Annotated in this window: 23 protein-coding genes; 4 read left to right on the forward strand and 19 right to left on the reverse strand. The window is 24.7% G+C overall.

The genetic code is table 11. The annotated features are described in order from the left end of the window. Positions 1 to 103: 103 nt before the first annotated feature. Together AMRN_RS07310 and AMRN_RS07315 are read left to right on the forward strand one after the other, a co-directional pair. Positions 104 to 1324, forward strand: a complete 1221-nt coding sequence (locus AMRN_RS07310) for a molybdopterin molybdotransferase MoeA (protein WP_099311542.1) — start codon at positions 104 to 106, stop codon at positions 1322 to 1324. A 5-nt stretch (positions 1325 to 1329) separates the two neighbouring features. Beyond that, positions 1330 to 2229, forward strand: coding sequence for a DMT family transporter (locus AMRN_RS07315; RefSeq protein WP_099311582.1), 900 nt, complete (start codon positions 1330 to 1332; stop codon positions 2227 to 2229). 13 nt (positions 2230 to 2242) lie between these two features. On the opposite strand, the gene AMRN_RS07320 is transcribed toward AMRN_RS07315, so the two are convergent. The 10 genes from AMRN_RS07320 to AMRN_RS07365 form a co-directional block, all read right to left on the reverse strand. Then, positions 2243 to 3478 carry an MFS transporter gene (locus AMRN_RS07320; RefSeq protein WP_099311543.1) on the reverse strand — a complete coding sequence of 412 codons (1236 nt, stop codon included), beginning with the start codon at positions 3476 to 3478 and terminating at the stop codon, positions 2243 to 2245. Positions 3479 to 3525: 47 nt separating this feature from the next. Continuing rightward, the gene (locus tag AMRN_RS07325) at positions 3526 to 4779 is read right to left on the reverse strand and encodes a DNA recombination protein RmuC (protein ID WP_099311544.1); all 1254 of its coding nucleotides are present in this window, start codon (positions 4777 to 4779) and stop codon (positions 3526 to 3528) included. After that, entirely contained in the window at positions 4772 to 6025 is a 1254-nt protein-coding gene (locus AMRN_RS07330) for a M48 family metallopeptidase (RefSeq protein ID WP_099311545.1), read from the reverse strand. Before AMRN_RS07330 ends, AMRN_RS07325 begins: the two co-directional genes overlap by 8 nt. A gap of 75 nt (positions 6026 to 6100) precedes the next feature. Beyond that, positions 6101 to 6586 carry a phospholipase D-like domain-containing protein gene (locus AMRN_RS07335; protein WP_099311546.1) on the reverse strand — a complete coding sequence of 162 codons (486 nt, stop codon included), beginning with the start codon at positions 6584 to 6586 and terminating at the stop codon, positions 6101 to 6103. Continuing rightward, a complete protein-coding gene (locus AMRN_RS07340; protein WP_165772853.1) occupies positions 6586 to 8763 on the reverse strand; it encodes a sensor histidine kinase in 2178 nt (725 codons plus the stop codon). The genes AMRN_RS07335 and AMRN_RS07340 overlap by 1 nt, the downstream gene beginning before the upstream one ends. Next, positions 8756 to 9124, reverse strand: a complete 369-nt coding sequence (locus AMRN_RS07345; protein ID WP_099311548.1) for a YbgC/FadM family acyl-CoA thioesterase — start codon at positions 9122 to 9124, stop codon at positions 8756 to 8758. The genes AMRN_RS07340 and AMRN_RS07345 overlap by 8 nt, the downstream gene beginning before the upstream one ends. A 60-nt stretch (positions 9125 to 9184) precedes the next feature. Continuing rightward, complete coding sequence (locus tag AMRN_RS07350; protein ID WP_099311549.1) at positions 9185 to 11086, reverse strand: sensor histidine kinase; 1902 nt, start codon at positions 11084 to 11086, stop codon at positions 9185 to 9187. A gap of 167 nt (positions 11087 to 11253) precedes the next feature. After that, the gene (locus AMRN_RS07355; RefSeq protein WP_099311550.1) at positions 11254 to 12252 is read right to left on the reverse strand and encodes a hypothetical protein; all 999 of its coding nucleotides are present in this window, start codon (positions 12250 to 12252) and stop codon (positions 11254 to 11256) included. 12 nt (positions 12253 to 12264) lie between these two features. Next, positions 12265 to 13284 (reverse strand): aldo/keto reductase, encoded by a 1020-nt coding sequence (locus tag AMRN_RS07360; protein ID WP_099311551.1) that lies wholly within the window; start codon positions 13282 to 13284, stop codon positions 12265 to 12267. 75 nt (positions 13285 to 13359) lie between these two features. Continuing rightward, on the reverse strand, positions 13360 to 14331 hold the full coding sequence (locus tag AMRN_RS07365) for an SLAC1 anion channel family protein (RefSeq protein WP_099311552.1): 972 nt from the start codon (positions 14329 to 14331) through the stop codon (positions 13360 to 13362). 54 nt (positions 14332 to 14385) lie between these two features. Between AMRN_RS07365 and AMRN_RS07370 the strand changes: the two genes are divergently transcribed. Next, the gene (locus AMRN_RS07370; protein WP_099311553.1) at positions 14386 to 14595 is read left to right on the forward strand and encodes a malate dehydrogenase; all 210 of its coding nucleotides are present in this window, start codon (positions 14386 to 14388) and stop codon (positions 14593 to 14595) included. 119 nt (positions 14596 to 14714) lie between these two features. Next, a complete protein-coding gene (locus tag AMRN_RS07375; protein WP_099311554.1) occupies positions 14715 to 15329 on the forward strand; it encodes an acyl carrier protein phosphodiesterase in 615 nt (204 codons plus the stop codon). Here the strand turns inward: AMRN_RS07375 and AMRN_RS07380 are convergent. The 9 genes from AMRN_RS07380 to AMRN_RS07420 are packed head-to-tail and all read right to left on the reverse strand — an operon-like array spanning position 15326 to position 22905. After that, the gene (locus AMRN_RS07380; protein WP_099311555.1) at positions 15326 to 16291 is read right to left on the reverse strand and encodes a FecCD family ABC transporter permease; all 966 of its coding nucleotides are present in this window, start codon (positions 16289 to 16291) and stop codon (positions 15326 to 15328) included. The genes AMRN_RS07375 and AMRN_RS07380 overlap by 4 nt on opposite strands. Further along, positions 16288 to 16986, reverse strand: a complete 699-nt coding sequence (locus AMRN_RS07385; protein ID WP_099311556.1) for an ATP-binding cassette domain-containing protein — start codon at positions 16984 to 16986, stop codon at positions 16288 to 16290. The genes AMRN_RS07380 and AMRN_RS07385 overlap by 4 nt, the downstream gene beginning before the upstream one ends. Next, positions 16970 to 17794: an ABC transporter substrate-binding protein gene (locus tag AMRN_RS07390; protein WP_099311557.1), complete on the reverse strand. Its 825-nt coding sequence runs from the start codon at positions 17792 to 17794 to the stop codon at positions 16970 to 16972. The genes AMRN_RS07385 and AMRN_RS07390 overlap by 17 nt, the downstream gene beginning before the upstream one ends. Continuing rightward, positions 17794 to 19617 carry a TonB-dependent receptor plug domain-containing protein gene (locus AMRN_RS07395; protein WP_099311558.1) on the reverse strand — a complete coding sequence of 608 codons (1824 nt, stop codon included), beginning with the start codon at positions 19615 to 19617 and terminating at the stop codon, positions 17794 to 17796. Before AMRN_RS07395 ends, AMRN_RS07390 begins: the two co-directional genes overlap by 1 nt. Positions 19618 to 19634: 17 nt before the next feature. Next, positions 19635 to 19820 (reverse strand): hypothetical protein, encoded by a 186-nt coding sequence (locus AMRN_RS07400; RefSeq protein ID WP_099311559.1) that lies wholly within the window; start codon positions 19818 to 19820, stop codon positions 19635 to 19637. Positions 19821 to 19874: 54 nt separating this feature from the next. Then, on the reverse strand, positions 19875 to 20708 hold the full coding sequence (locus AMRN_RS07405) for a phosphotransferase (RefSeq protein WP_099311560.1): 834 nt from the start codon (positions 20706 to 20708) through the stop codon (positions 19875 to 19877). Positions 20709 to 20710: 2 nt separating this feature from the next. Beyond that, the gene (locus AMRN_RS07410; RefSeq protein ID WP_099311561.1) at positions 20711 to 21370 is read right to left on the reverse strand and encodes a precorrin-2 C(20)-methyltransferase; all 660 of its coding nucleotides are present in this window, start codon (positions 21368 to 21370) and stop codon (positions 20711 to 20713) included. An 8-nt stretch (positions 21371 to 21378) separates the two neighbouring features. Beyond that, the gene (locus AMRN_RS07415) at positions 21379 to 22221 is read right to left on the reverse strand and encodes a sirohydrochlorin cobaltochelatase (protein WP_099311562.1); all 843 of its coding nucleotides are present in this window, start codon (positions 22219 to 22221) and stop codon (positions 21379 to 21381) included. A 3-nt stretch (positions 22222 to 22224) separates the two neighbouring features. Then, positions 22225 to 22905, reverse strand: a complete 681-nt coding sequence (locus tag AMRN_RS07420) for an energy-coupling factor ABC transporter permease (RefSeq protein ID WP_099311563.1) — start codon at positions 22903 to 22905, stop codon at positions 22225 to 22227. Between the last annotated feature and the right edge of the window lie 270 nt (positions 22906 to 23175).

The following is a 23175-nucleotide window of genomic DNA, read 5'->3' on the forward strand; positions in this document are numbered from 1 at the left end:
TAAAATTTTCATTTTCTTTTTAATTATTTAAAATTTAGGCTTTAAAAGATTGCATATTTGCCTAGTTTTTGATAAGATTTTGCATTAATTTTGGAGAATAAATATGAGAAATTTTATTAGTTATAAACAATCTTTAGAAATATTAGAAAAAATAGATATAAAAACACCCCCAATTGAAAAAATGTTTTTAACACAAGCATTAGGATATGTAGTAGCAGAAGATATTATTGCAGACCATAACAGTCCAGAGTTTGCAACTTCAGCAATGGATGGTTATGCTTTAAAAGCAGAAGATTTAATAAAAGAAAAAATAAAAATAATAGATAAAAATCCAGCAGGAAGTGTAGTAGAATCAGTTGTTACAAATGGAGTATGTATTAAAACTTTTACAGGTTCACTAATGCCTAAGGGAAGCGATACTTTAATTCCTATTGAAAATGTTGAAGTAAATGATGATGAAATAAAAATTGTAAAAAAAGTTCCTTTTGGCTTTGCAGTAAGAGATATTGGAGAAAACTACAAAAAAGATGAGGTTCTTATAAAAAAAGGAACAATTGTAAGTTTTGCAGAAGTTGGTGTATTAGCATCTCTTAATATTGCACAAGTTCCTGTATTTGTTTCTCCATCAGTTGCAATTGCAAGTACAGGTAGTGAAATACTAGATTTGGGTCAAATACAAACAAATGATTCTCAAATTAGAAGTTCAAACCACTTGACAATTGAAGCTTTATGTAAAAAAGCAGGTGCTAATACTATACAAATGGGAATAGTAAAAGATGATATAGACTCTATTACACAACTGCTAGAAAAAGGTCTTGAAAAAGCTGATATCATTATAACAACAGGTGGAGTTAGTGTTGGAGATTATGATTTTGTTCAAGATGTAATAAAAGATAAACTAAAAGCTCAAGTACTATTTCATGGAGTTACAATCAAACCAGGAATGCATCTTTTAGCAGCTATTAAAGATGGGAAATTAATTATTGCTCTTCCAGGTTTTGCTTACTCTTCAACAGTTTGTGCTATTTTATATGTACTTCCTTTTATTTATAGATTAAAGCAAGCAAATCAAAGCTTACCAATAGTAAAAGCAAAAATCAATCAAGATTTTCCAAGAAGAATGCCAAAAACAGTCTTTACAGCTTGCAATGTTGAATATAAAGATGGAATTTATCAAGTTAATTTTGAAGGTAAGAAAAAAGGAACAAGTGCAATATTAACAAATATGCTTGAAAGTCCTGCCTTATTAATTCAAGAAGATGATAGTAAAGATATCAAAGCTGGAGATATGGTAGATATTTTACTATTAAACCAATTAAAATGATACAAATGCAAAAAGTATATAAAGTATATTTTTTACTAACTCTTTGTGTACTTTTTTGGTCTGGAAACTTTATCTTAGGAAGATTTATAAAAGATGAAATAGAACCTTTAGAACTTGCTTTTTTTAGATGGGTTCTTGCTTTTATTTTAATTCTTCCTTTTTCTATAAAATATATGAATATTAAAAAGTGTATTAAAAGTACAAAAGAGCATTTTTTAATACTATCAATTTTAGCAATTTTAGGAATAAGCTTATTTAACACAATTGTTTATGTTGCTTTGCAAACAACACAAGCTACAAATGCTCTTTTGATTAATTCTGTAACTCCATTACTTGTTCTTATTTTAGGAGTGCTTATATTAAAAAATCCTATTAATAAGATTCAAATTTTAGGTTTTTTATCATCTACCTTTGGAGTTGTATTTTTAGTTTTAGAAGGAAACATAGCTAAAATCCTAGAATTGAATTTAAAAAATGGAGATTTGTGGATAATATTAAGTGCTACAATTTGGGCTTTATACTCAATTTTACTTAGATTCAAACCAAAAGAGTTAAATCATGTTGAACTTTTTACTACTTTAGTATTTTTAGGAATAATATATCTTAGTCCTATTTACTTTTATCAAGGATATAGTATTCAAAGAGAAATAATAATGATAAAACAAAATTGGCCAATTATTATTTATGTATCTTTTTTTGCATCAGTATTATCGTTTTATTTTTGGAATAATGCAATTGCTCAAATAGGTCCTGAAAAATCAAGTCAATTTGCACATTTAATGCCTTTGTTTGGAGCTATTTTAGCTTATTTTTTCTTAGGGGAAAAAGTAGAAATTTATCATCTTTTTGGAGCTTGCTTTATAGCAATAGGTATTTACCTATCACTATTTTTATCTAAAAGATAGTTGCATTAAAAATCTAAGGTGTTGGTGTATGTTCATCTTGCCTTGGATCAAGCTCAGGTAACTCAGCTCCTGATGCAACTGGCATATTTACAAAAGTACTTAAATCATCATCGGCAATTCTCTTTTTAGAAAGAGAATAAAAGCATAAAAATATACCTAATATTGCAAAGCAAGTAAATAAGAACTGTGGCATATAACTTAATCCAAATCCAATAAGTAATGGTGAGATAAATGAGCCTATACCATATGCAAAAAGTAAAGCTCTACTTATTTCTACAATATCTTTATTTTCATCTACAACATCATTTGCTCTTGCTACTGCTAAAGGATATACTGAAAAGATTGAAAACCCTAACAAAAATCCTAATATATATAAAGTTTGATTATCTAAATTAAAAACTATAAATAAAGTTGAAATAACAGCTGAAAAAAATGCTGAAAATGCAATAAGTTTTCTTCTTCCATACTTATCAGATAAAAGTCCTATTGGCCATTGTGAAATTAATCCACCAATCAATGTAATAAGCATAAAATATGAAACAACTTCAATTGATTGTCCTTGCATTAATATATATACAGGAACCATAGTGAAAAATCCACCAACAAAAAACCCACCAATAAAACTTGAAACCGTAGCAAGTGGAACTATTGAAAAGATTTTTGGAACACTATATTTTTCAAATTCTGCAAGTTTAGGCTCTTTTATTTTTGTTAAAGCAATTATAACTACTGAAAAAAGTACTAATACTGAACCTATCGTAAAGATAGCTTGTTTAAAATGCTCATCAATGTTTAAAAAAAGTTGTCCAATTGCAGTAGAGAGATAAAAAATTATAGTATAAATAGCTAAAATCTTTCCCCTATCCTTTTCACTGCTTTTTTCATTTAGCCAACTTTCAAGTATAATTAAAAGTCCAAAAAATGAAAAACCTGAAATTAAACGTAAAAAAGCCCATAAAAATTCATTGAAGAATACAGAATGAAGTAAAAATGAGACTACCATAATTGAAGCAAATGCAGCAAAGCTTCTTATATGTCCTACTGTTGAAATGATTTTTTGACTAAAAATAGAAGAGCTTACAGCTCCTAAAAAGAAAGATGCGTTAATAATACCAATTACTGTATTACTAACTTGTAACTCTTTTAGGTATACCCCAACAAAAGTTAATATCATACCATATCCTATTGCTAAAAAAGCAATAGAAAAGAAAAGTGATGATATAGGAAATAAGATTTTTCGCAGTGTCATGGAAACAAATCCTTATTATAATTTTGTTTAATTTGTCTTAAACTTAATTATATATGATTTGTAATATTTATTTGCTTATTTGGTTTCACACCTAATTGTATAAACTCTTGACTTTTATTTAAAAGATTGCCTTTTCCTTTTGAAAGCTTGTTTAATGCATTATCATAAGACTTTGAAGTTCTATTAATATGCATTCCTATATCTTCAATATCTTTTACAAACAGTGCAAACTTATCATATAGGTTTGCTGCTTTTTTAGAGATTAATTCTGCATTTTGATTTTGATACTCTATTTTCCAAATATTTTCTATTGTTCTTAAAGAGACATATAAAGTTGATGGAGAAACAAGCATTATATTGTTTTCAAAAGCTAGTTTAAAAAGATTATTTTCATTTGAAATTGCAAGTAAAAAAGCAGATTCAATTGGTATAAACATAAGCACAAAATCTAATGTTCTAACTTCTTTGATATCTTCATATCTTTTTATACTTAAACCTTTAATATGAGCTTTTAATGAAGAGATTAACTCTTTAATTGCTTTTTGTCTATTTTGTTCATCTTCAGCTTGTGTATAATTAATATATGAGTTTAAAGAGACTTTAGAGTCAATTACAATATCTTTTTGTAAAGGAAGATGAACAATAACATCTGGTCTTAATCTCTTACCTTCATTTGAAAATGAACTTTGAGTAGTGTATTCAATACCCTCTCTTAATCCACTTTGTTCCAAGACTTTTTCAAGGATTAACTCGCCCCAATCACCTTGAGTTTTATTGTCACCTTTTAATGCTTTTGTTAAATTTATTGCATCATTTGAGATTTGTGTATTTAGCTCTTTTAGATTTTTTATTTCATTTAATAAATAACTTCTTTGTTTTGTCTCTTCTGAATAAATATCATTTACTCTTTTCCCAAAATTATTAATTTGTTCTTTAAAAGGAGTCAAAATTTGATTAATATTTTCATTTGATTTTTTGCTACTTTGTTCAAAAAGTCTATTTGCAAGATTTTCAAACTCTTCTTTCATCTTAATCTTTGAAGTTTCTAAAAGATCTATTTTTTCTTGAAAGCTCTCTTGTTTTAATTCAAACTCTCTTTGTTTATTTTGTAGTTTTTGCTCATAAAGCTCTCTTTGTGAATTTATTTTATCATTCATTGATTGAAGTTTTATATTTGCTTCATTTGTTAAGCTTTGAAGTTTAGCTTCATATTTTACTTTAATTAAAAAGTAAAATATAAAACCTGATACAACAAAGCCTACACTAAAAGCTATAATAGAATATAAGTTAATATCATTCATCTATTTTAAAATCATCTTTCATTGCTTCTTTTGCATTATTTACTTTATATACATCATAACCTAACTCTTTAAACCTTTCAACTAATGGTGGATGAGAATAATAAAAGAAAACATATAAAGGGTGTGATAATGGAAATGATTTATTTTCATTTGCTAATTTCAATAAAGCATTTACTAAATCATCTTTTGATTGTAAATTTGAACCAAACTCATCAGCTGCATACTCATTATGTCTAGAAATTAGTGAAACTAAAGGCATCAAGAAAAATGATAAAATTGGAGAAAATAGTAAAAATACTGCAATAATTGCATATGGTTCATTATTTAATGAAAGTCCTAAAAATAACTCATCATTTAAATTTCCAAAAATAGCAAAAAATATAAGCATTACTATACCCATAATTCCTATATTCTTTAAGATATCTCCATTTTTAAAATGTCCTAATTCATGACCTAAAACTGCTAGTAATTCATTATGAGTTAATTTTTGAATTAATGTATCAAATAAAACTACTCTTTTAGTACTTCCAAGTCCTCCAAAATAAGCATTAAGTCTATTGTCTCTTTTACTCGCATCAACAGAAAATACTCCACTACTTTTAAATCCCACTTCATCTAAAAGTTTTTCAATCTTTGATTCAAGCTCTTTATCTTTTAAAAGTTCAAACTTATCAAACATCTTATCTCTTACTAATGGATAAATCATATTTATTAATATAATAACAGTAAAAATAAAAACAAATCCCCATATCCACCAAAAAGGAAGATTATCAATAATAAGTGCAATTCCTGCAATTATTAAACTTCCAAAAACTAAAAATAAAATAGCACTTTTAATTGTATCTTTGATATATAAAGCAGGAGTCATATTTGAAAAACCATACTTTTTATCAAGTTTAAAAGTTGTATATAACTCAAAAGGTAAAGATAAAATCCAGTTTATTATAATAAAAGCATCAATAAACAAAATAGCTTTTAGCCAACCTTGATCAACTACTATAAGTGAATCTAAAAATTTAAGTCCAAAACCTATCCAAAGCATAAAAATTACAAAATCATAAAATGTTGAAAGTATTGAAATTTTTTCCTTTTCTATACTATAATTTCCAGCCTCAAGGTATTTGTTATCCTCAAGTATAATTGCTGGCATATTTTTTGCTTTACTAACAAAGCCTACTTGCATAAATGAAGTGTATATATTTACTATAAAATATAAACAATATGCAATTACAAATATTTCTAACACATCTATCCTTTTTTATATTGATAATTAATTTGAATAATACAGTTTTTGTACTTGTAGATTAGTAAAGAGTATAGATTACTTATACTCTTGTAGTAGCTCTTTAAAAATATGATTAAATCTTGATAACATTTTCTTATCATCTGAAATATACAATATTTCATAATCATTTTTAAAAGATTTTTTCTTCCAATTTGCACTTCCGAATATAACATTTCTTTTATCTATAATAGCCATTTTAATATGTAGTTTATTCTCTAATAAAATAACATCTATTCCATTTTTAACAAGATAATCATATTGAGTTTTTTTCTCTTCTAAAGCTTTTTTCTTATCTAAAATTACAGTTACTCTAACACCCCTTTTTACACTATCTTTAAGTAGCTTGGCAAATTTTTTATATGTGAAGTTATACATTGCAATATCTATAGATTTCTTACTTTCTTTTAAAAGAGTTTCTACTTCTTTAATAGCAATATTAGACTCATCTGGCAAATAGTATAAGCTATCTTTTGCATTTAAAATTGTAAAAATCAAAAAAATACATAAAAAAACTTTTTTCATTAATTATCATCCTTTTTTTCAATATATTTAGGTAGTGTTATTTGCATACATAAACCTTTTGCATCTTTTGAATTATAAATAAACTCTTTATTCGATGCAACAATGATTCCTTTTAAACTCTCTGTTATTAATGTATAACTCATATAAAGTCCAAGTCCCGTTCCTTGCATCTTCTCTTTAGTTGTAAAATATGGTTCAAAAATTTTATTTATAATTTTTTCTTCCACCCCAAAAGCATTATCAACTAATTCTATTGTAACTGAATTTTGTTCATCTTTTATGCTTATAAAAATAACTTTATCTTTTTTACAATTTTTATTTAAAGCATCTTTTGAATTATTTAAAATATTTATAAAAATTTGAATCAATTCATTAAAACAACTATAAATCTGAACATCATCAAAATTTTTAACTATATTAATTCCATAATTTTTAAATGAAGCACTCAATAAATCTATACTATTTTCAACTGCATGTGAAACAGAAAATTTTGTTATAATCTTTTCACCTTTTATGTAGTTTTTAAAATCGTCTATGGTATTTGACAAATAATTTGTACTTTTCATAATCGTATCTAAAGATTTGTTTAAATTTTCATCATCTAAAACATTAACTTCATGTTGCAATTTTAATCCAGATGCACAAGTAGATATTGCAGATAAAGGTTGTCTCCACTGATGTGCAATATTTCCTATCATTTCACCCATTGAAGCTAATTTGCTTTGTTCAAATAGTAGTTTTTCTCTTTTTTTAGAATGCGTCAAATCAACAAAAGAAGTTACACTTACTCGCCTATCTTCAAAACTTACTTTTTTATTCATTGCTAATACATTAATTTGTTCTTTATTCTTTTTAATAAAAATTGTTTCACCAGCATTTTCAGTATCAAAAAAGTTTTTTTGATTTTCAGAAAGAAGTTCAAGTATATTTTTATCTATTAACTCATTTTTATTTTCATATCCTAAAAGCTTAATAGCTTCTTTATTCAAATCAATACAAATACCATCAACTGAAATAATAATACCTTCTAAAATATTATCAATAAATATTTGAATATTTTTATTTGATTTTTCCAGTCTTTTATTTACTTTTTTTAATTTAAAATTATATATCAAAGATATAAGAAGAATTACAATTAAAGATATGGCGATAATAGATATAATTAAAATTATATGTTTAAAGTGTTCAAAAAAAGAGATTGGCTTATTTAAAACTTTTATACTTTCAGATGGCAAATATTTTTCAATATCTATACCAAAAAATTTTAAAGCATTGTAATCAAATACATAAGAGTTAGTACCATTTAAAATTGGCTTGATTTTTAAATTTGGATCATTTAAAATTTCCAATGCCATTTTTGCTGCTAAAACTCCTTGCCTATTTCCATCAACAACATAACCTCCAATTATTTTCCCTCCATGATTGAAAACTCTTGCAGTGGATATTATAGGATTTTTATAAGCTTGACTAATTTTTTTTAATGCATTTTCCATTGTAATTGGATTTTTATTTTTATCAACATAACTAGCCGACATTATTAACATTGCCATGGAGTTTTTATCTGTATTTTTTAATTTGCTAATTAAATCATCAATACTTTTATTACTAATAAATTCATAATCTATTTTAGTTTTATTTAATTCTTTTAATACTAGCTTTTTAAGTACATTAAAAGTTACGGAATCATCTCCTATTAAATAAAGTTTATCTAACTTTAAAGCGATTTTTTTTGCTAATTCATAGTTAACAAGAGGAGTCATTCTTTCAAAAACACCAGTAATATCATCTTTTTTATAATCATCTAGGATATTTAGATTATTTATGCCACTAAAAACTATCTTACTATTAGAAAAAAGTTCATTTCTAAACATTTTTAAAAAATTTATAGCATTATCATCTGTTGAAATAACTAAATCAATCTTTTTATTTAAATATTTATATTTTAAAAGAGTTAAGAATTTGTATTTATACATTAAAGCTGGATTATTTCTTTTTGTATCCATATATTCAATATATATATCAATATCTTGTTTTGAATCAAGCAAAGTATTAACAATACTATCAACTTGTATTTTTGTCCAAGAAAAAGAGGGATGATAGGAGTTTAATATGAGCACATTCTTTGAATATAAAAATGCAGAAAATATAAAAATTAAAAAAATATATTTTCTAATCATAAAACACTTCATAAAGCTCATTGGGAATTTTTGTTGGTTTAAAATTTTTCAAAAAAGCCAATTTAAATGTAGCAGTAAATAAAACTTCATTATCTCTTTTTACTTCTTGATACATTATCAATGAAGCACTTTTTTTAACATCAAGCCTTGCACTAACATCAAGTAAATCACCAAATTTAGCAGGTTTTATATATTTTGCATTGACTTCTTTTACAACAAAAAATTCATTGTCATTTATATGAGGACTTAAACCTTTTTTAAAAAAAAGTTCACTTCTAGCTCTTTCACAAAACTTCAAGTAATTAGCATAATATACAACACCACCTACATCTGTATCCTCATAATACACTCTAATCTTCATTTTTTTCCCTTAATAATTATAATTATACTTAACTTTTGTTGATTAATCTATTATAAACTTCTAATTAATTGGTAGCTTTATTGTAAACATTACACCAACTATACTCTCTTCTTTTTTTATATTTTTTACTTTTATTTCACCATTGAATTGTTTATTAATAATTTGTTGGGACATATAAAGCCCTATTCCTGTTCCATTGAACTTATGTTTTGTTGTAAAGTAAGGTTCAAATATCCTAGTAATCAGCTCTTCATCAATTCCACCTGCATTATCACTAAATTCAATAATTACATTTTTACTTTTTTTAAATACATTAAAATTAATTTTCTTATTTTTTATTTTTTTAATCTTAAAAGCATCAAGACTATTATTAAATAAATTCATAAGTACTTGAATTAACTCATTTTCATATGCTTTAATTTTTATATCTTCAATATTTGTATCAATTTGGATTTCATTTGATTTTAGTTTTGAACTTATTAATTTTAATGTTTTATCATAAACTACTTGAAATTCAAAAGTTTTTGCATCATGTTTAGTACTTAAAAAATTTCTAAAATCATCAATTGTTTGGGAAAGATGATTTGCATTTAAAATAATAATATCAAGAGACTCTTTTTGGTTCTCATCGCTTAGTATTCCCATCTCTTTGCTAAGTTGCATTCCACTAGCACTAGTTGTTATTACAGATAAAGGCTGTCTCCATTGATGAGCTATATTTTCAATCATTTCGCCCATTGCTACCATTTTTGTTTGATGTGCAAGAATTAAATCTTTTTTCTTATTCTTTTCTATTTCTTCAAAAATCTTTTTTCTATATTTTAAAAAATATTTTTCCAAATAATAAGATACATATAAGGATATTCCAAATAGAAATATTGTAATAATAATAGAAATAAATAGTATTTTTAATATATATTCACTGTTTCTTTTATTTAAACTTCTCTCTTTAAGTACAATTTGTTCTTCTATTTTTTTATTGTAAAAACCTGAGGCAATAGCTATTTCCCATTTGTTAAAACCTTTAACATAAGTAGTTTTTTGAGCTGGTTTATTTGTTTCTGGCATTATTGTAGAGATATAACTTATAAAACCATCGCCACTTTTAGCAGTATCAATAATCTTTTTTGTAATATAAGTGCCATTTTTATCTTGTAAATCAATTCTATTTAAACCTACATAGTCGTTTTTTAAATGAGATAAATAAGTACCTTTATAATCAACTAAAAAGACAAAATTATTAAGTCCATATCTTAGATTTTGCAAATTTTCAATAGTTTTCTTTTTTATTGAATCTTCAAAATCTTTTATATATTCTCCTGTTCCTATATATATTCCTAGTTCATCAATTGCTTTTATATATGAAAGTTTTGTTGAAAATTTGTTTTTTTTTGGTTTTTTCCATTGAAATTCTAAATAACCCTCTTTTTTTGTCTTTGCAATTTTTATGGATTCTTTTATTATTTTAAAACCATTTGGATCTTTATAGTTTAAATAGTTGTTATTTTCAAGTTCTCTATTGGGAGGATATAAAATACAATTTCCCTTTAAATCAAAAATATAATAGTATCCCCTATTCTCATTAAACTTTACACCTCTTAAAGAGTCACCTATTAGTTTTATTATTTGATTATTAGTTTTTTTGTTTTTATGCTCTTTATAAATATTCATAGCAATTTCATAAGATTCATTAATTCTATTTTTTATATTTTTTTTTATTGTTGCTCTAACATTAGTTTGGTTTTTTAAAATTCTATCGTAAACTCTTTTTACTTCACTCTTCATCAAAACTTTTTGGTTTTTAATATAATCATCTTTTAAATCTTTTGAATCTTTTTTAAACTCTTCAATATTATTAAATATCATAAAAAGTGTAAATATAAATGAAACAAGAATTGTTACAAGTGGCATTGCATACTTTACTAATAATAAAAGCTTTTTTTCTGCGCTATTTTCTATCATTAAAATCCTAAAAAAATTGTTGTATATGTAAGTAATGTATTTAAAAGTTATTTATCAATCATTATGCATGATACAATTAGTGACTTTTTTGTCACTATTATAGTTTGTAATAATTAATATAAGTTTAAAATTAAGAAAAATAATTATAATTTTTTATTAAAAATAGGCTATTCAACACTAAAGCTTTTTTCTTTAAAGTTAAAAGTAATTTTTTTGATTTTCATGTCATCTTCTGGAATATATGTTTCTAAGATAAAGCTATCTTTTTCTTTTGTTATAAATGTTTCTAACTCAAATACTTTATCCCTAAAAAGAATCACTTGAAACTGTTTTTTCACAATTTGTCTCAAGTCTTCACCTACTTCTAAATATATCTCTTCTTCATTTAAAAAATAGTTCTTCTTAAAACTTTCATTATAAATAGTCTTTCTTAAATTTTGATGTGCACTTAATTTTTCATTTTTATCAAATATCTTATTATAGTAGTTATACTTTTTATTTCTTATGCTATATAAATATTCTGATAATTTATCTATACAAATTTTATTTGAATCCAAAATTTTTGTATCTATTTTTTCATATTTACCTAAATAGCCTTTTTCAATAATCTTCTCAAAACTATTTTTTTGTAAATTAGAATAAAATTTAAATATAACATCATCATAATATTTAACAAAATATTTTATAAACTCAAAACTAATACAAAGTTTTGTTTCATGAAGTAAGTTTTCATCAATAAATATAATTACTTCTTTATTAATGCCTTTATTTAAACTTTTTGGTAAGTCTACAAGCTCTAAATTTACAAAGAAACTATCTTTTATATTTTTTTCTAATAAAGAACAAAACTCTTTTGATTCTTTTATTAATTTATTTTTTTCATCACGAGACTTTACAATTTTCTTTACTATTTCTTGTTCTCCATCACTTGTTTCAACAAGAAAAGAAAAAAGCTCATTATCTTTTAAATCAAGTAAAGTAACAAACTTATTGCCATCAATAATAGGAAAAAGTGGAAAAGTAGAATCAATTAATTTTACTTGAGCTATTTTCAACTTTTTATCAAAAACTTTTCTTGATATTTTAAATATTCTAAATCTAGTTAATACACTAAAGTATTGCATAACTAATAAAGCAAAAAGAAGAACGAAAAAATATAATTCCATTTTGTTCCTTAGTTATCCCATAGGATATAAAATCTCATTTTGTATTTTCTGTATATTTTCTAATAACTCTTTATCTATTTTAAAGTTCAATGCTTTTAAAGAATCATCCAATTGTTCATGTTTTCTAGCTCCAATAATTGTAGAGGCAACAAAATCAAAATGCTTAGAATAAGCAACTGCTAATGTTACTGGTGAAATTCCATACTCATTTGCTAAAGTTACATATCTTTTTGTAGCCTCAATAGTTTTATCATTTACAAATCTTTTTGCCATAGCTTGAACTCTAGGACTTTTATTTTTCATATAAATACCAAATCTAGCATCATCAGGATAAAGTCCACTATTGTATTTTCCTGCTAATACTCCTCCTGCAATTGGAGAATAAGGAAGTAGTGAGATATTCTCTTTTTTACAAACATTTGCTAATTCATCTAAAAATCTTGGATTTAATAATGAAAAGTTATTCTGAATTGATTGAAATCTTGCTAAGTTTTTATGTTTTGAAGTTTCATTTGCTTTCGTAAGTCCATAAGCACTATCATTTGAAGTACCAATATACCTTACTTTTCCCTCTTTTATAAGCTCATCAAATGCCTTTAAAGACTCTTCAATAGGTACAATTGTATCTGGCCAATGCACTTGGTAAAGATCTATATAATCTGTATCTAGTTTTTTTAAACTTTTTTCAACTGCTCTTTTTATATGAAAAGAGTCAATTGCAGTAAGCCCATGTCTAATAGGAGGAACAAACCATCCAGAAGCAGCCCCTGCTACTTTTGTAGCTAGAATTATAGAATCTCTTGGCTTTGTTTTTATCCATTGTCCTACTATTTCTTCTGTAATTCCTGCATCTTTAGCATTAGGTGGAACAGGATAAAGCTCAGCAGTATCAAAAAAATTGATTCCCAAATCATATGCTTTATCCATTATTTTAAATGCTTCTTCTTTTGTAGTTGTACTTCCAAATGTCATTGTTCCTAAGCAAATTGGAGTAACTCTTAATCCACTATTTCCTATATATCTATATTCCATAATAACTATTACCTTTTGTATAAGTTAGCATGAGTATAACAAAAGGTTTCATAAATTATTATAAGAAATATTATTTTATTCCATTATACATATCTCTTTTTTAAACATATGCACAATTGTATTATATGCAACTACTAAAACAATCATTGTTAAAATAAGACTAAAAAAGTATGAAAAGAACTCGTAAATATCCTTGTTTGTTAACTCATACATCAAAATTGAAGCAAGGGCAATTGTAGCCATAGGAAAGGTAAATGCCCACCAAGATATAAAAAATTTAATTTTTACAAAATTTTTATACATAAAAAAAATCAAAAAAGTAAAAAACAATCCCAAATTAAATAATATTAAAGCAAAAAAATCCAAACTATGTGTCATTTTATAATATGCAATAAGCCCAACAGATGGTGGTGCTATTAAAATAAAAAGTGTTGGCATAAATTTTGGTGCAAATTGATTATGAAAAATTATTCTATTTAAAATAATTGATAACATAATAATCCAAAAGAATATACCAATTGAAAAGAAAAACATCAAATACATAGAATCTAAGTGATTTGCACCAACAACAGGAACAATTAAATTTCCAACAATAGGAATAAACCAAGCAGGATTTGAGTGTTTCATCTCTAAGTTATTATTAATCCAGTATTTCAATGTATTTAAAGTAAAAAATAGATGTAAAAATAATCCAAAATAAAAAAGTATATTTGAAATATCAATACTATTTTTATAAATGGCAGACATTAATAAAAAAGAGATTGAAATTGCTGCAAAAAAGTTTATTCTAATTGGATGAGAAAACTCTTTTTTTACTTCATCTAAATACATAAATAGTTTAATTATATATGTTAATACTACAAAAATAAATATTACTGTTGTTATAGATTTAAGCACTAAATAAAAAAGAGAACTTAATCCTAAAACTTCATGTGCTCTTTCATAAACCAATGTTAATCCACCAAGTCCCATTATAACAGCAAACATCATAACTGGAAAAAACTGTAATCTATTTGATGGAATAGATTTTATTGTTTCATCGCTCATTAAAAAAACCTTTTAAGATAAAATTATTTATAATTAGCAAAAAAAGGATTTTATATGGCAAAAAAAGCTTTAGTTAAATTAAACAAACAAAACCTATCTTTTGATAATGATAGAGGTCAAAACCTTAAGCTGTTAAATATAAATCCAAATAGTATGAATTTAGATGTAGCTATTTATGAAAAAAATCTATTTATCAAAAATAGCACTATTGCATTTGCACATATTCCAAAAAAACTAAAAGCAAAGATTAAGCCTTTATGCTAATTAAAACATAATTATAACTTATCATTCTTAAATAAATTTTACTTATATATAAGCTTAGATTATAATCATTGATTTTTCATTTATTTTTTTATGTTAAAATAATATTTAAAAGGTATTTAATGAATTGGTTAGCACATATTTTTTTATCAGAACAACATATTGATTTTCAATTGGGTAATTTCTTAGCAGACCCTCTTAAAACTAGACTTTGGAATCATGCAAGCAAAGAGTTAAAAGAAGGTGTTAGAGTACATAAAATTATCGATTCATATACAGACTCAAATAAAATAGTAACAAAAAGTAAAGCAAGACTAAAAGAGAAAGGTTTATTAAAATCAATTGTTATTGATTTGACTTATGATTATTTACTTACAAAAAACTGGGAAAAATTTTGTAATATCCCAATTGAAAAATTTTCATATGATTTTTATACAAAAGCAAATAAAAGAGCTATTTATTTCCCCAAAAAAGCAAATACTCTTATAAAAGGTCTTATAAAAAGAGATCTTTTAAATAAATATCAGGATTTAGAACATCTTAAAATAGCTTTTGAAAGAATCGATTTAAGATTATCAAAAAGACTTCTAGCAAGGGATACAACAATTAGTTATTATAATGCTGTTTGCGATAATATCATTTTATTAGAAGAAGATTTCTTAGAGTTTTTTCCTATGCTTTGTGATATTGTAAAAAAAGAAATAAATACTAAAAAAATCAAACACTGGAAAATTTAATTTAGTTTTTTATTTCTTCTAATTAACAAATATATAAAAAATGGTGCTCCTACAAATGCAGTAACAACTCCAATAGGTAAAGCCGAATCTGTATTTAAATTTCTTGCAATCAAATCACAAATAACTAAAAAAATTCCTCCAAAGAAAAAAACAGGGAAAATAAGCTTTTCTGCACTTTTTTTGTATATAAGTTTAATAATATGAGGAACAATAAGACCTATAAAGCCAATAGGACCAACTATGCTTATAGATACACCAACACTTAAAGAAATTACTACAAGTAAAGTAATATTTGTTTTTTGTACATTTAATCCTTTTAAAAATGCTGTATCATTTGATACTAAAAGAAGTTTTATATTAAATCTATTTTTAAATATCACAAAATATAAAATAATTGAAAAAATAAAAACTACAAAAGAATCAAAAAAACCAACCGTATCTAAGCTCCCAAGAGTAAATCTAACAATCGAATAGTTTTCTTGTAAATTACTAATATAAAAAACCAACATCAAAGCAGATGAATAAAAATAAGATAAAGAGATACCAATAAGCAAGATTGTATTTGTAGAGACTGCTATTTGATTTTTATTTATATATCTTGATATAAAATATAAAATTAAAATCGTAAAGATTGAGCCAACTACTCCTGAAATAGACAAAACAAGTGTTGGAAAAAATACAATAGAAATTGCAGTAAACAAAGTAGTTCCACTTGCAATTCCTAAAGTATATGGAGTAATAAGTTGATTTTTAAAAATTATTTGAAAAATCAAACCACTTAAAGCCAAAATAGCCCCAACAAAAAAAGCAAGTAAACTTCTAGGAACTCTTAAGTCCCAAAATATCTTATAATCTAAAGTATCTTTTGAAAATAAATTCGTAAAATCTAAATCCACCTCTCCTAAAAAAGGAGTTATTAATAAAATTATTATGGAAAAAATATATAAAAGACTCTTTTTCATAAGTTTACCACCAAGTGGTCATTTACTTTTGATATTGAATTTTTATAAAATTTGTTTAAATTCTTATTTGTAAAAAACTCTTCATTCTCACCAAAAAACTCTATTTTTCCATCTTTTAAAAAAAGAATTTTAAACTTTAATGCATATGCTAAATCAAGATTATGTGTAATAACTATTTTTTGATTTAAAAAGTTTGATTTAAAAATATCAAAGACTTCTTTTAATCTATTTATATCTAAATTTGCTGTTAATTCATCAAAAATAGTGATTTTTGCATTATGCATTAAACTTGAAGCTAATAATAAAAGTTGTTTTTCTCCTGAACTTAAATCATTGCAGTATCTATTTTCTAATTTCTTTAAATTTAATAATAAAATTACTTTTTTTAATCTTTTTGCATCTACACTATTTATACTTGAAAGCTCTAAAAACTCTTTTAATGTAATATACTCATCAAAAATTGATAATTTAGGTGGGATATAGTTTATAAAGTTTGCGCGTTCTTGTTGACTTAAACTATTTAGATTTTTTTCATAAAGCTCAATAGCTTCACTTTCAATAAGTCCACAAATAACTTTTGCAAGAGTACTTTTACCAGCTCCATTCTCTCCTAAAACTACTAAATTTTCATTTTCATTTAAAAAAAAACTTATATTTTTTAAAATAAAATTACTATAATTACTTATTTTTAACATCAACTAATATCTTTTTATAATCTTTAATAAAATATTTAACTCTATGACTTGGAATACCAGCATATTCTTTATCAATAGCATAAATATTATCTTTTATACTTGCCTTTATTGGTAATTTTTTCCATACATTTATTACCTCATCAAGAGCTTTTTTATCGTTTTCAAAAAAAGCTGCTAATATTATAACAATATCCGGATTTAAAGCTATTATTTTTTCTACATTTAATACAGGTTGAGCTTGATTTTTAGAAATATATGCATTTTTATTGCCTGATGCTTTTAAAATATCATTGAAATATAGATTATTTCCTGCAATAAAAATACTCTTTTTTAAATTTTTACTAGGATGAATTACAATCATTATCTTTTGATTTGTGATTATATTCTCTATACTTTTTAAACTTTTATCTATTGAGTAAATAAGCTCATTTGCTTTTTTTTGTTTATCAAACTCTTTACCTAAAGTTTTAATTGTATGTTTAATTGACTCTATTGTATCAGTTTTAAAAACTAAAGTTTTAATTCCCAAAGCTTTTAGATTGTTTATTAGTTTTTGATTATAGTTTTGTGTTAAAACAAGTGTAGGTTTTACTTTAAGTATTTTTTCTAAAGATATATTTGCATATCCACCTACTTTTTTAACTTTTTTTGATTCCTTTGGATAGTTGCAATAAGCTGTATTTGCAACTACTTCTTCGCCTTTATTTAAAGCATAAACTATCTCATTTATTGAAGGAGACAAGGTTACAATTCTTTGGTTTGCTAAACTAATACTAATAACACAAACTAAAAGTATGAAAAATCTCATTAAAAGCTAACCTTTAAACCAACATAAGCACTTCTTCCTGCTGTTGCATAGCCATCTACTGTTTGGTAATATTTATCTGTTATATTATCAAGTTTTAAATATAGTTTTGTTTTATCATTGATTGAGTAATTAATTACAGAGTTAAAAAGTGTATATCTACCTGTTTGTTCACCTTTAGTATCAGCTTCATCATATCTTGTACCTATATAAGAACCATTTAAATTTAAATGAATTTTTGAAAAACCATAATAATCTAAAGAAAAACCTAATTGTCTTTTGGGTCTTCTAGCTAAAGGCTCTTTATCTTCATTTTCAGCACTTAAGTGAGTATAATTTAAAGAAAGTAAAGTATCTTGAAAAATTTGATTTGTATATTTTATTTCTATACCTTTAAATCTTGAATTTCCTGAAGTATTAACATATTGATTTGATTCCCATGAAACTAAATCTTCAACCTTATTATTAAAATAAGTAAAACTTAAATTTTTATAATCAAGTGTTAAATCATAACCTTTTGATTTTTCAGGTTTTAAATCAGGATTTGAAGTTCCCCAAGGATTTAAAATCTTAATAATATTTGGTGCATTATATGCTGTTCCATAGTTTCCAGAAAATGAAAGTTCTTTCATAAAGTTATATTTAAACCCAATTTTTCCAGTTACTTTATCATCAAAATTTGAATAACTATCTTTTCTTAAAGTTTGATTCAAAATTAATTTATCAAAAGTATTTGTATTTGACAGAAAGATTGCTTTATTTGTATTTTCATCTTCATTTGTAGTTTTATCTACTTGATTATAATCTACTTCATACTTCTCATTTGAAAAACCAGCAATTATAAAATCTTTTTTATTATAAAAAATAGTATCTGTTAACTCTAATATTTTCGTTTTACCTTGATAATCTTTAACACCAAAGCTTGTATCTAAATTTGTTTTTTTAAATTTTGAAAGTTCATACTTAACTTTAATATCATGACCCTTATACTTTTTTGTATAAAAAACTGAATATAGATTTGTTCTGCTTGTTGCTCTTTGTATTGCATTTGGAGCATTAAAAGCATCATACTCTACATTTGAATTAATATAATTATAAATAAACCCTACCCTATCATCTTGAGTAAAATAATAGTTTGTTTTTATACCAATATTTGTATTTTGATAACCATCTCTTTCAAATGCTTTTTCACTTTTTTTATCTTCTGTTTGAGAAGAAAAGCCATCAGTTAAAAATCTATTTGCACTAACTTTAAAATCATAATTATCTTCTTTATTTGATAAAACAAAACCATATTTTTTTGTTAGGTAACTTCCAGCTTCTAAATTAACAGAAGCATTTAAACCTTTCTTAGCTGAACTTGTAATTATATTTATAACACCTGCACTTGCATCAGAACCATAAATACCACTATAAGCACCTTTTATAAGCTCTATTCTTTCAATATCAGAAGCCATTAAATTTTCAAAAGAAGCTCCACTTGTATTTGATGGGTCTTGATACCTTATTCCATCTACTAATACAAGTACTCTATTACTAGACATTCCCCTTACAAAAATACTTGAACTATTTCCTATTGAACCATTTGAAGTGAATGAAACTCCTGCTATTGAATTTAAAGCTTCACTAACAGTAGTAAATCTTTTCTCTTCAATCTCTTCTTTTGTAATTACTTCAACATTAGCTGTTACATCTTTTATTGATTGCTCTGTTTTAGAAGCACTTGTAATAGTAATTGGTGTAATATCATATTTTGCACATGCAGTTGTTGTAGCTATTAGTAAGCTTGCTACTAAGCTTGTAGATAGTTTCTTATTCTGTTTCATTGTGTGATTAATTCTCCCTAGATTATATTATTTGTTGAATAAAGTTTTATTGGTTTCAATTGTCTTAATAAAAGTATTTTATGCACTTTTACAAAAGTATATTTGTTTAATGTAAAAATCAAACTATATAAGCTTAATATTTTAGATTCTACAGTTGCCAATAAAATAGTAAATAGCGTAAAATATCTTCTTTGCTTTTTCAAACTTCTCTCCTTTAAAAATTTTTAAAATTATATTGTTTAAAAATTAACTCTTATTTAATTAAAACTATTAGAAAATATTTCATCATATTTTAAAAGAAACTCTTTATAACATACATCTTTATAGATTCCTTCTTTTAAGTTAATATATCTTTTTAAAGCATAGTATAAACATACATACAAAAGATAGTATTTTATACACTTTAGTGTTATTTTTTTATCATATTCTTGTAAAAAAAAGTTTGCTTTGTTTTCATTGATACTATTTTTATCATAACACCAAGTCAAAACTATAATTGCTAAATCAAATCTATAATCACTAATACATGAGTTTGAGAAATCTAAAACTGTATTTAAATTATCCTTGTAAAATAGTACATTATCAAAAAATAAATCAGCATGAATTAAAGAGTTTTTTTCTACTTTAATATCTTTTATATGTTTATACCTTTGTATAAACTCTTCATTATTATCAAGCTTATTTATTAAGGATTTTAAATCAAAATCATTACTTGTCTTAAAATCTAAATTTATTCTATGAAGTTGTTTAAAAAAAGTAGCTACTTGCTTAAGGTTTTGAAGACTTGCTTCTTTTTTTATCTCCCCTTTTTTAAATGAAAAAAGTACCAAAGGTTTAATATATTTTCTTGAAACATCCAAAACAATAGGAGTTTGTAAGTGTTTAATTGAGTTTAAAATTTTTATTTCTTCTTCTACTTTTTTAAAGCTATTAGTTTCATATAACTTTAAAACATAGGATTTATTATTTATATCTTTTAAAATATAAACCGTATCAGAAATTCCCTCTTTTGTCTTTTTTATATCTACAAATATATAATTATCAAAAAAACTATTTATCTGTTTTAAATCTAATTTTGTTTTTACACCCATAATTACACAAAATCAATAAATAAAGTCATATACTTATCAACTCTTTCTTTCTTATAATTTAAGATCTCTTCACCTTCATAATTTAAATTCTCAAAAGTATAAATATCTTTTTTATCTTTTATAATATCTGTTTGCATACCTACTTTTGGACGCATATAAACTGTTGTAAAAGGAACTTTCCTTTTATGTAAAGGTCTTATAATAAAACTACTGTCTCCAACACATAAAGGCTTTTTAACTTTTGCAGAAGCATGGGAAAAAGAAGTAACTCCAGGTATTACCTCACAGTTATCATAAATAGCCCTATTTTGTTCTTTTATTATATCAAGAAGATAATAAACAGTACTATAAACTGCACTATCTCCTAAAGTTACAAAACATAAGTCTTCATATAATTTAAATGAATCAAAAACTATATCCACTTGTCTTTGCCAATCTTCTTGTTTAAAGCGCATAGGAGAATACATAGGAATTATTGTTTTTTCAAAACTAAACTCATCCATTAGTTTTTTTACTATTTTATAAGTCATTGACTTTTCAAAACTATTATTTGCACTTTTTGTAGGAATACAAATCGCATCACAAGATTGTAAAGCCTTTAATGCTTTTAATGTAATTAACTCATAATCACCAGGCCCTAAAGAAACCATATTTAATTTCATATATTTTCCTAATAAGTCATTGTTTTATGGCTAATACCAAGCATTTTAAAAGACTCTTTTATATTACTTAATATAATCTCTTGTGTTTTTGCTAACTCCAAAAGATTAAAATTCTCACCTTGTGTTAAAGAAGGAGTAATAAAAGATTCAAAACTATCACTTAAATCCTCTTTTATTTCAGTCATATCTTTAATATAGTGATTTCCACTAACCAAAAGAAGTGGTACAATTTGAACTTTTTTAAAGCCTTTTTCTTTTATTTTTTCTTTTATTACATTATTTACTACAAAATAAGGGAAAGCCCCCTCTAAAGAGCAAGTAAAATTTCTTTTGTCAATCATTTCTAATAATGAACTTGTGTAATTTATAGAATCAATTCCGATAGTATTTAATTTTGGTGTTCCATGAATAATATATAAATTTGCAGTATCATCTTTACTTATTTGTTCATTTAAAGAAGTTAAAAAAGAAGTTGTATTTTTTGATGTTGTAAGTATTGCATTTGTAATTGCAAGGTTTGCCATAGAAAACTGCTTAAAGCCATCAACAATCTTTTTTAAAAACTCATGTTCATCAGTTGGATATATATTAACAGATACTATTACAACATGCTTAAAGCCTTGCATATCAACATCAGCTAAAGTTTGAGGAAGATTTTTATAAACTTCTTTTTTCTTTTTCTTTAGAAGTTTTATTACCATTCTTGAAGAAAATGAGGTAAAAACCTCACAGTCTGGATATGTTTGTTTTACTTTATCTTCTAAATCTAAATACTTTTGTTGTTCTATTACTGAACCAAAACAAGCTAAAACAATAGCTCTTTTTCTATTATAGTGTCTAAATCTTTTCATTAATTACTTCACGCTATTATATAATCTTGCTTCAACATAAGCACTTGATTTTAATGTATTTAAACTTTTTGCACCTGCAAGAACTGCTAAATCAATAAATGGTTCTAAAATAACAACACTCATATAAGCAAGAGCAAAACTCAATACAGAACTTAAGTTTTCAATACCAAAACCTTGTCCATAAAGTGCCCAAAAGGCAACCCAAGAAACAATTCCACCTTGATACATAACTGAAAGTTTTAAAGCATCTTTATATTTTATATCTTTATATGCTGTTTTTTTAGGAATAATTTTATTAGCAATATACATCATTGCAAATAAAGGCATTAATAAAGTAGTTACATTTATAGTATATTGAGGTAAATCAAATGGTGCAAAAAATAAGCCTTGAATTAATAAACCAAAAGCTAAACCAAAAGCAGTAGGTGCAGCTCCAAAGATTAAAAACAGTGTTGAACCTAAAATAAGATGTACTTCTGAAACACCTACTCCATGATGAGGTAAAAGCTCAAAAAACATAAATACAAAAACCGTAGCTAAAACAGTTTTTACAATTGTAGGTAAAAATCCACTTTGTTTAATACTATTGATTGCTAATTTTGTAGCAATACCAAATGAAACGGCAGCCGTTCCATAACTTAAAACCATTTTTGCGCCTTGCACAACTCCTGCTTCTATATGCATAGATAGTCCTTTATTGTATATAAATTTCAATTATGAAATATTTGTATGTTAAGTAATGATTATTTTGTTAATAATAGTAAAATTTGGGATTTTTTTGGTGGGTCTAAAGAGTTTATTTCGTTTTCATAAGCTCTTTTGTGGTATAAATTATTATTAGTTTCTGCTGTACATAATTTATTAATTGTCGAGAACATCGCAATTGTTGACAATTTAAAATAACGCTTATTATACCCTCTAAGATTTTTCATAGCTAAATTTTAGCTAAAATTT

It is taken from the genome of Malaciobacter marinus (assembly GCF_003544855.1).
In the GTDB taxonomy this organism is placed as follows: Bacteria; Campylobacterota; Campylobacteria; order Campylobacterales; family Arcobacteraceae; genus Malaciobacter; species Malaciobacter marinus.

Coding starts and splice junctions, on each gene's coding strand:
- AMRN_RS07310 (WP_099311542.1), top strand. CDS start 104: ATGAGAAATTTTATTAGTTATAAACAATCTTTAGAAATATTAGAAAAA.
- AMRN_RS07390 (WP_099311557.1), bottom strand. CDS start 17,794: ATGAGATTTTTCATACTTTTAGTTTGTGTTATTAGTATTAGTTTAGCA.
- AMRN_RS07345 (WP_099311548.1), bottom strand. CDS start 9,124: ATGAAGATTAGAGTGTATTATGAGGATACAGATGTAGGTGGTGTTGTA.
- AMRN_RS07395 (WP_099311558.1), bottom strand. CDS start 19,617: ATGAAACAGAATAAGAAACTATCTACAAGCTTAGTAGCAAGCTTACTA.
- AMRN_RS07410 (WP_099311561.1), bottom strand. CDS start 21,370: ATGAAATTAAATATGGTTTCTTTAGGGCCTGGTGATTATGAGTTAATT.
- AMRN_RS07335 (WP_099311546.1), bottom strand. CDS start 6,586: ATGAAAAAAGTTTTTTTATGTATTTTTTTGATTTTTACAATTTTAAAT.
- AMRN_RS07420 (WP_099311563.1), bottom strand. CDS start 22,905: ATGCATATAGAAGCAGGAGTTGTGCAAGGCGCAAAAATGGTTTTAAGT.
- AMRN_RS07415 (WP_099311562.1), bottom strand. CDS start 22,221: ATGAAAAGATTTAGACACTATAATAGAAAAAGAGCTATTGTTTTAGCT.
- AMRN_RS07340 (WP_165772853.1), bottom strand. CDS start 8,763: ATGATTAGAAAATATATTTTTTTAATTTTTATATTTTCTGCATTTTTA.
- AMRN_RS07370 (WP_099311553.1), top strand. CDS start 14,386: ATGGCAAAAAAAGCTTTAGTTAAATTAAACAAACAAAACCTATCTTTT.
- AMRN_RS07360 (WP_099311551.1), bottom strand. CDS start 13,284: ATGGAATATAGATATATAGGAAATAGTGGATTAAGAGTTACTCCAATT.
- AMRN_RS07375 (WP_099311554.1), top strand. CDS start 14,715: ATGAATTGGTTAGCACATATTTTTTTATCAGAACAACATATTGATTTT.
- AMRN_RS07350 (WP_099311549.1), bottom strand. CDS start 11,086: ATGATAGAAAATAGCGCAGAAAAAAAGCTTTTATTATTAGTAAAGTAT.
- AMRN_RS07365 (WP_099311552.1), bottom strand. CDS start 14,331: ATGAGCGATGAAACAATAAAATCTATTCCATCAAATAGATTACAGTTT.
- AMRN_RS07385 (WP_099311556.1), bottom strand. CDS start 16,986: ATGTTAAAAATAAGTAATTATAGTAATTTTATTTTAAAAAATATAAGT.
- AMRN_RS07325 (WP_099311544.1), bottom strand. CDS start 4,779: ATGAATGATATTAACTTATATTCTATTATAGCTTTTAGTGTAGGCTTT.
- AMRN_RS07315 (WP_099311582.1), top strand. CDS start 1,330: ATGCAAAAAGTATATAAAGTATATTTTTTACTAACTCTTTGTGTACTT.
- AMRN_RS07355 (WP_099311550.1), bottom strand. CDS start 12,252: ATGGAATTATATTTTTTCGTTCTTCTTTTTGCTTTATTAGTTATGCAA.
- AMRN_RS07380 (WP_099311555.1), bottom strand. CDS start 16,291: ATGAAAAAGAGTCTTTTATATATTTTTTCCATAATAATTTTATTAATA.
- AMRN_RS07320 (WP_099311543.1), bottom strand. CDS start 3,478: ATGACACTGCGAAAAATCTTATTTCCTATATCATCACTTTTCTTTTCT.
- AMRN_RS07405 (WP_099311560.1), bottom strand. CDS start 20,708: ATGGGTGTAAAAACAAAATTAGATTTAAAACAGATAAATAGTTTTTTT.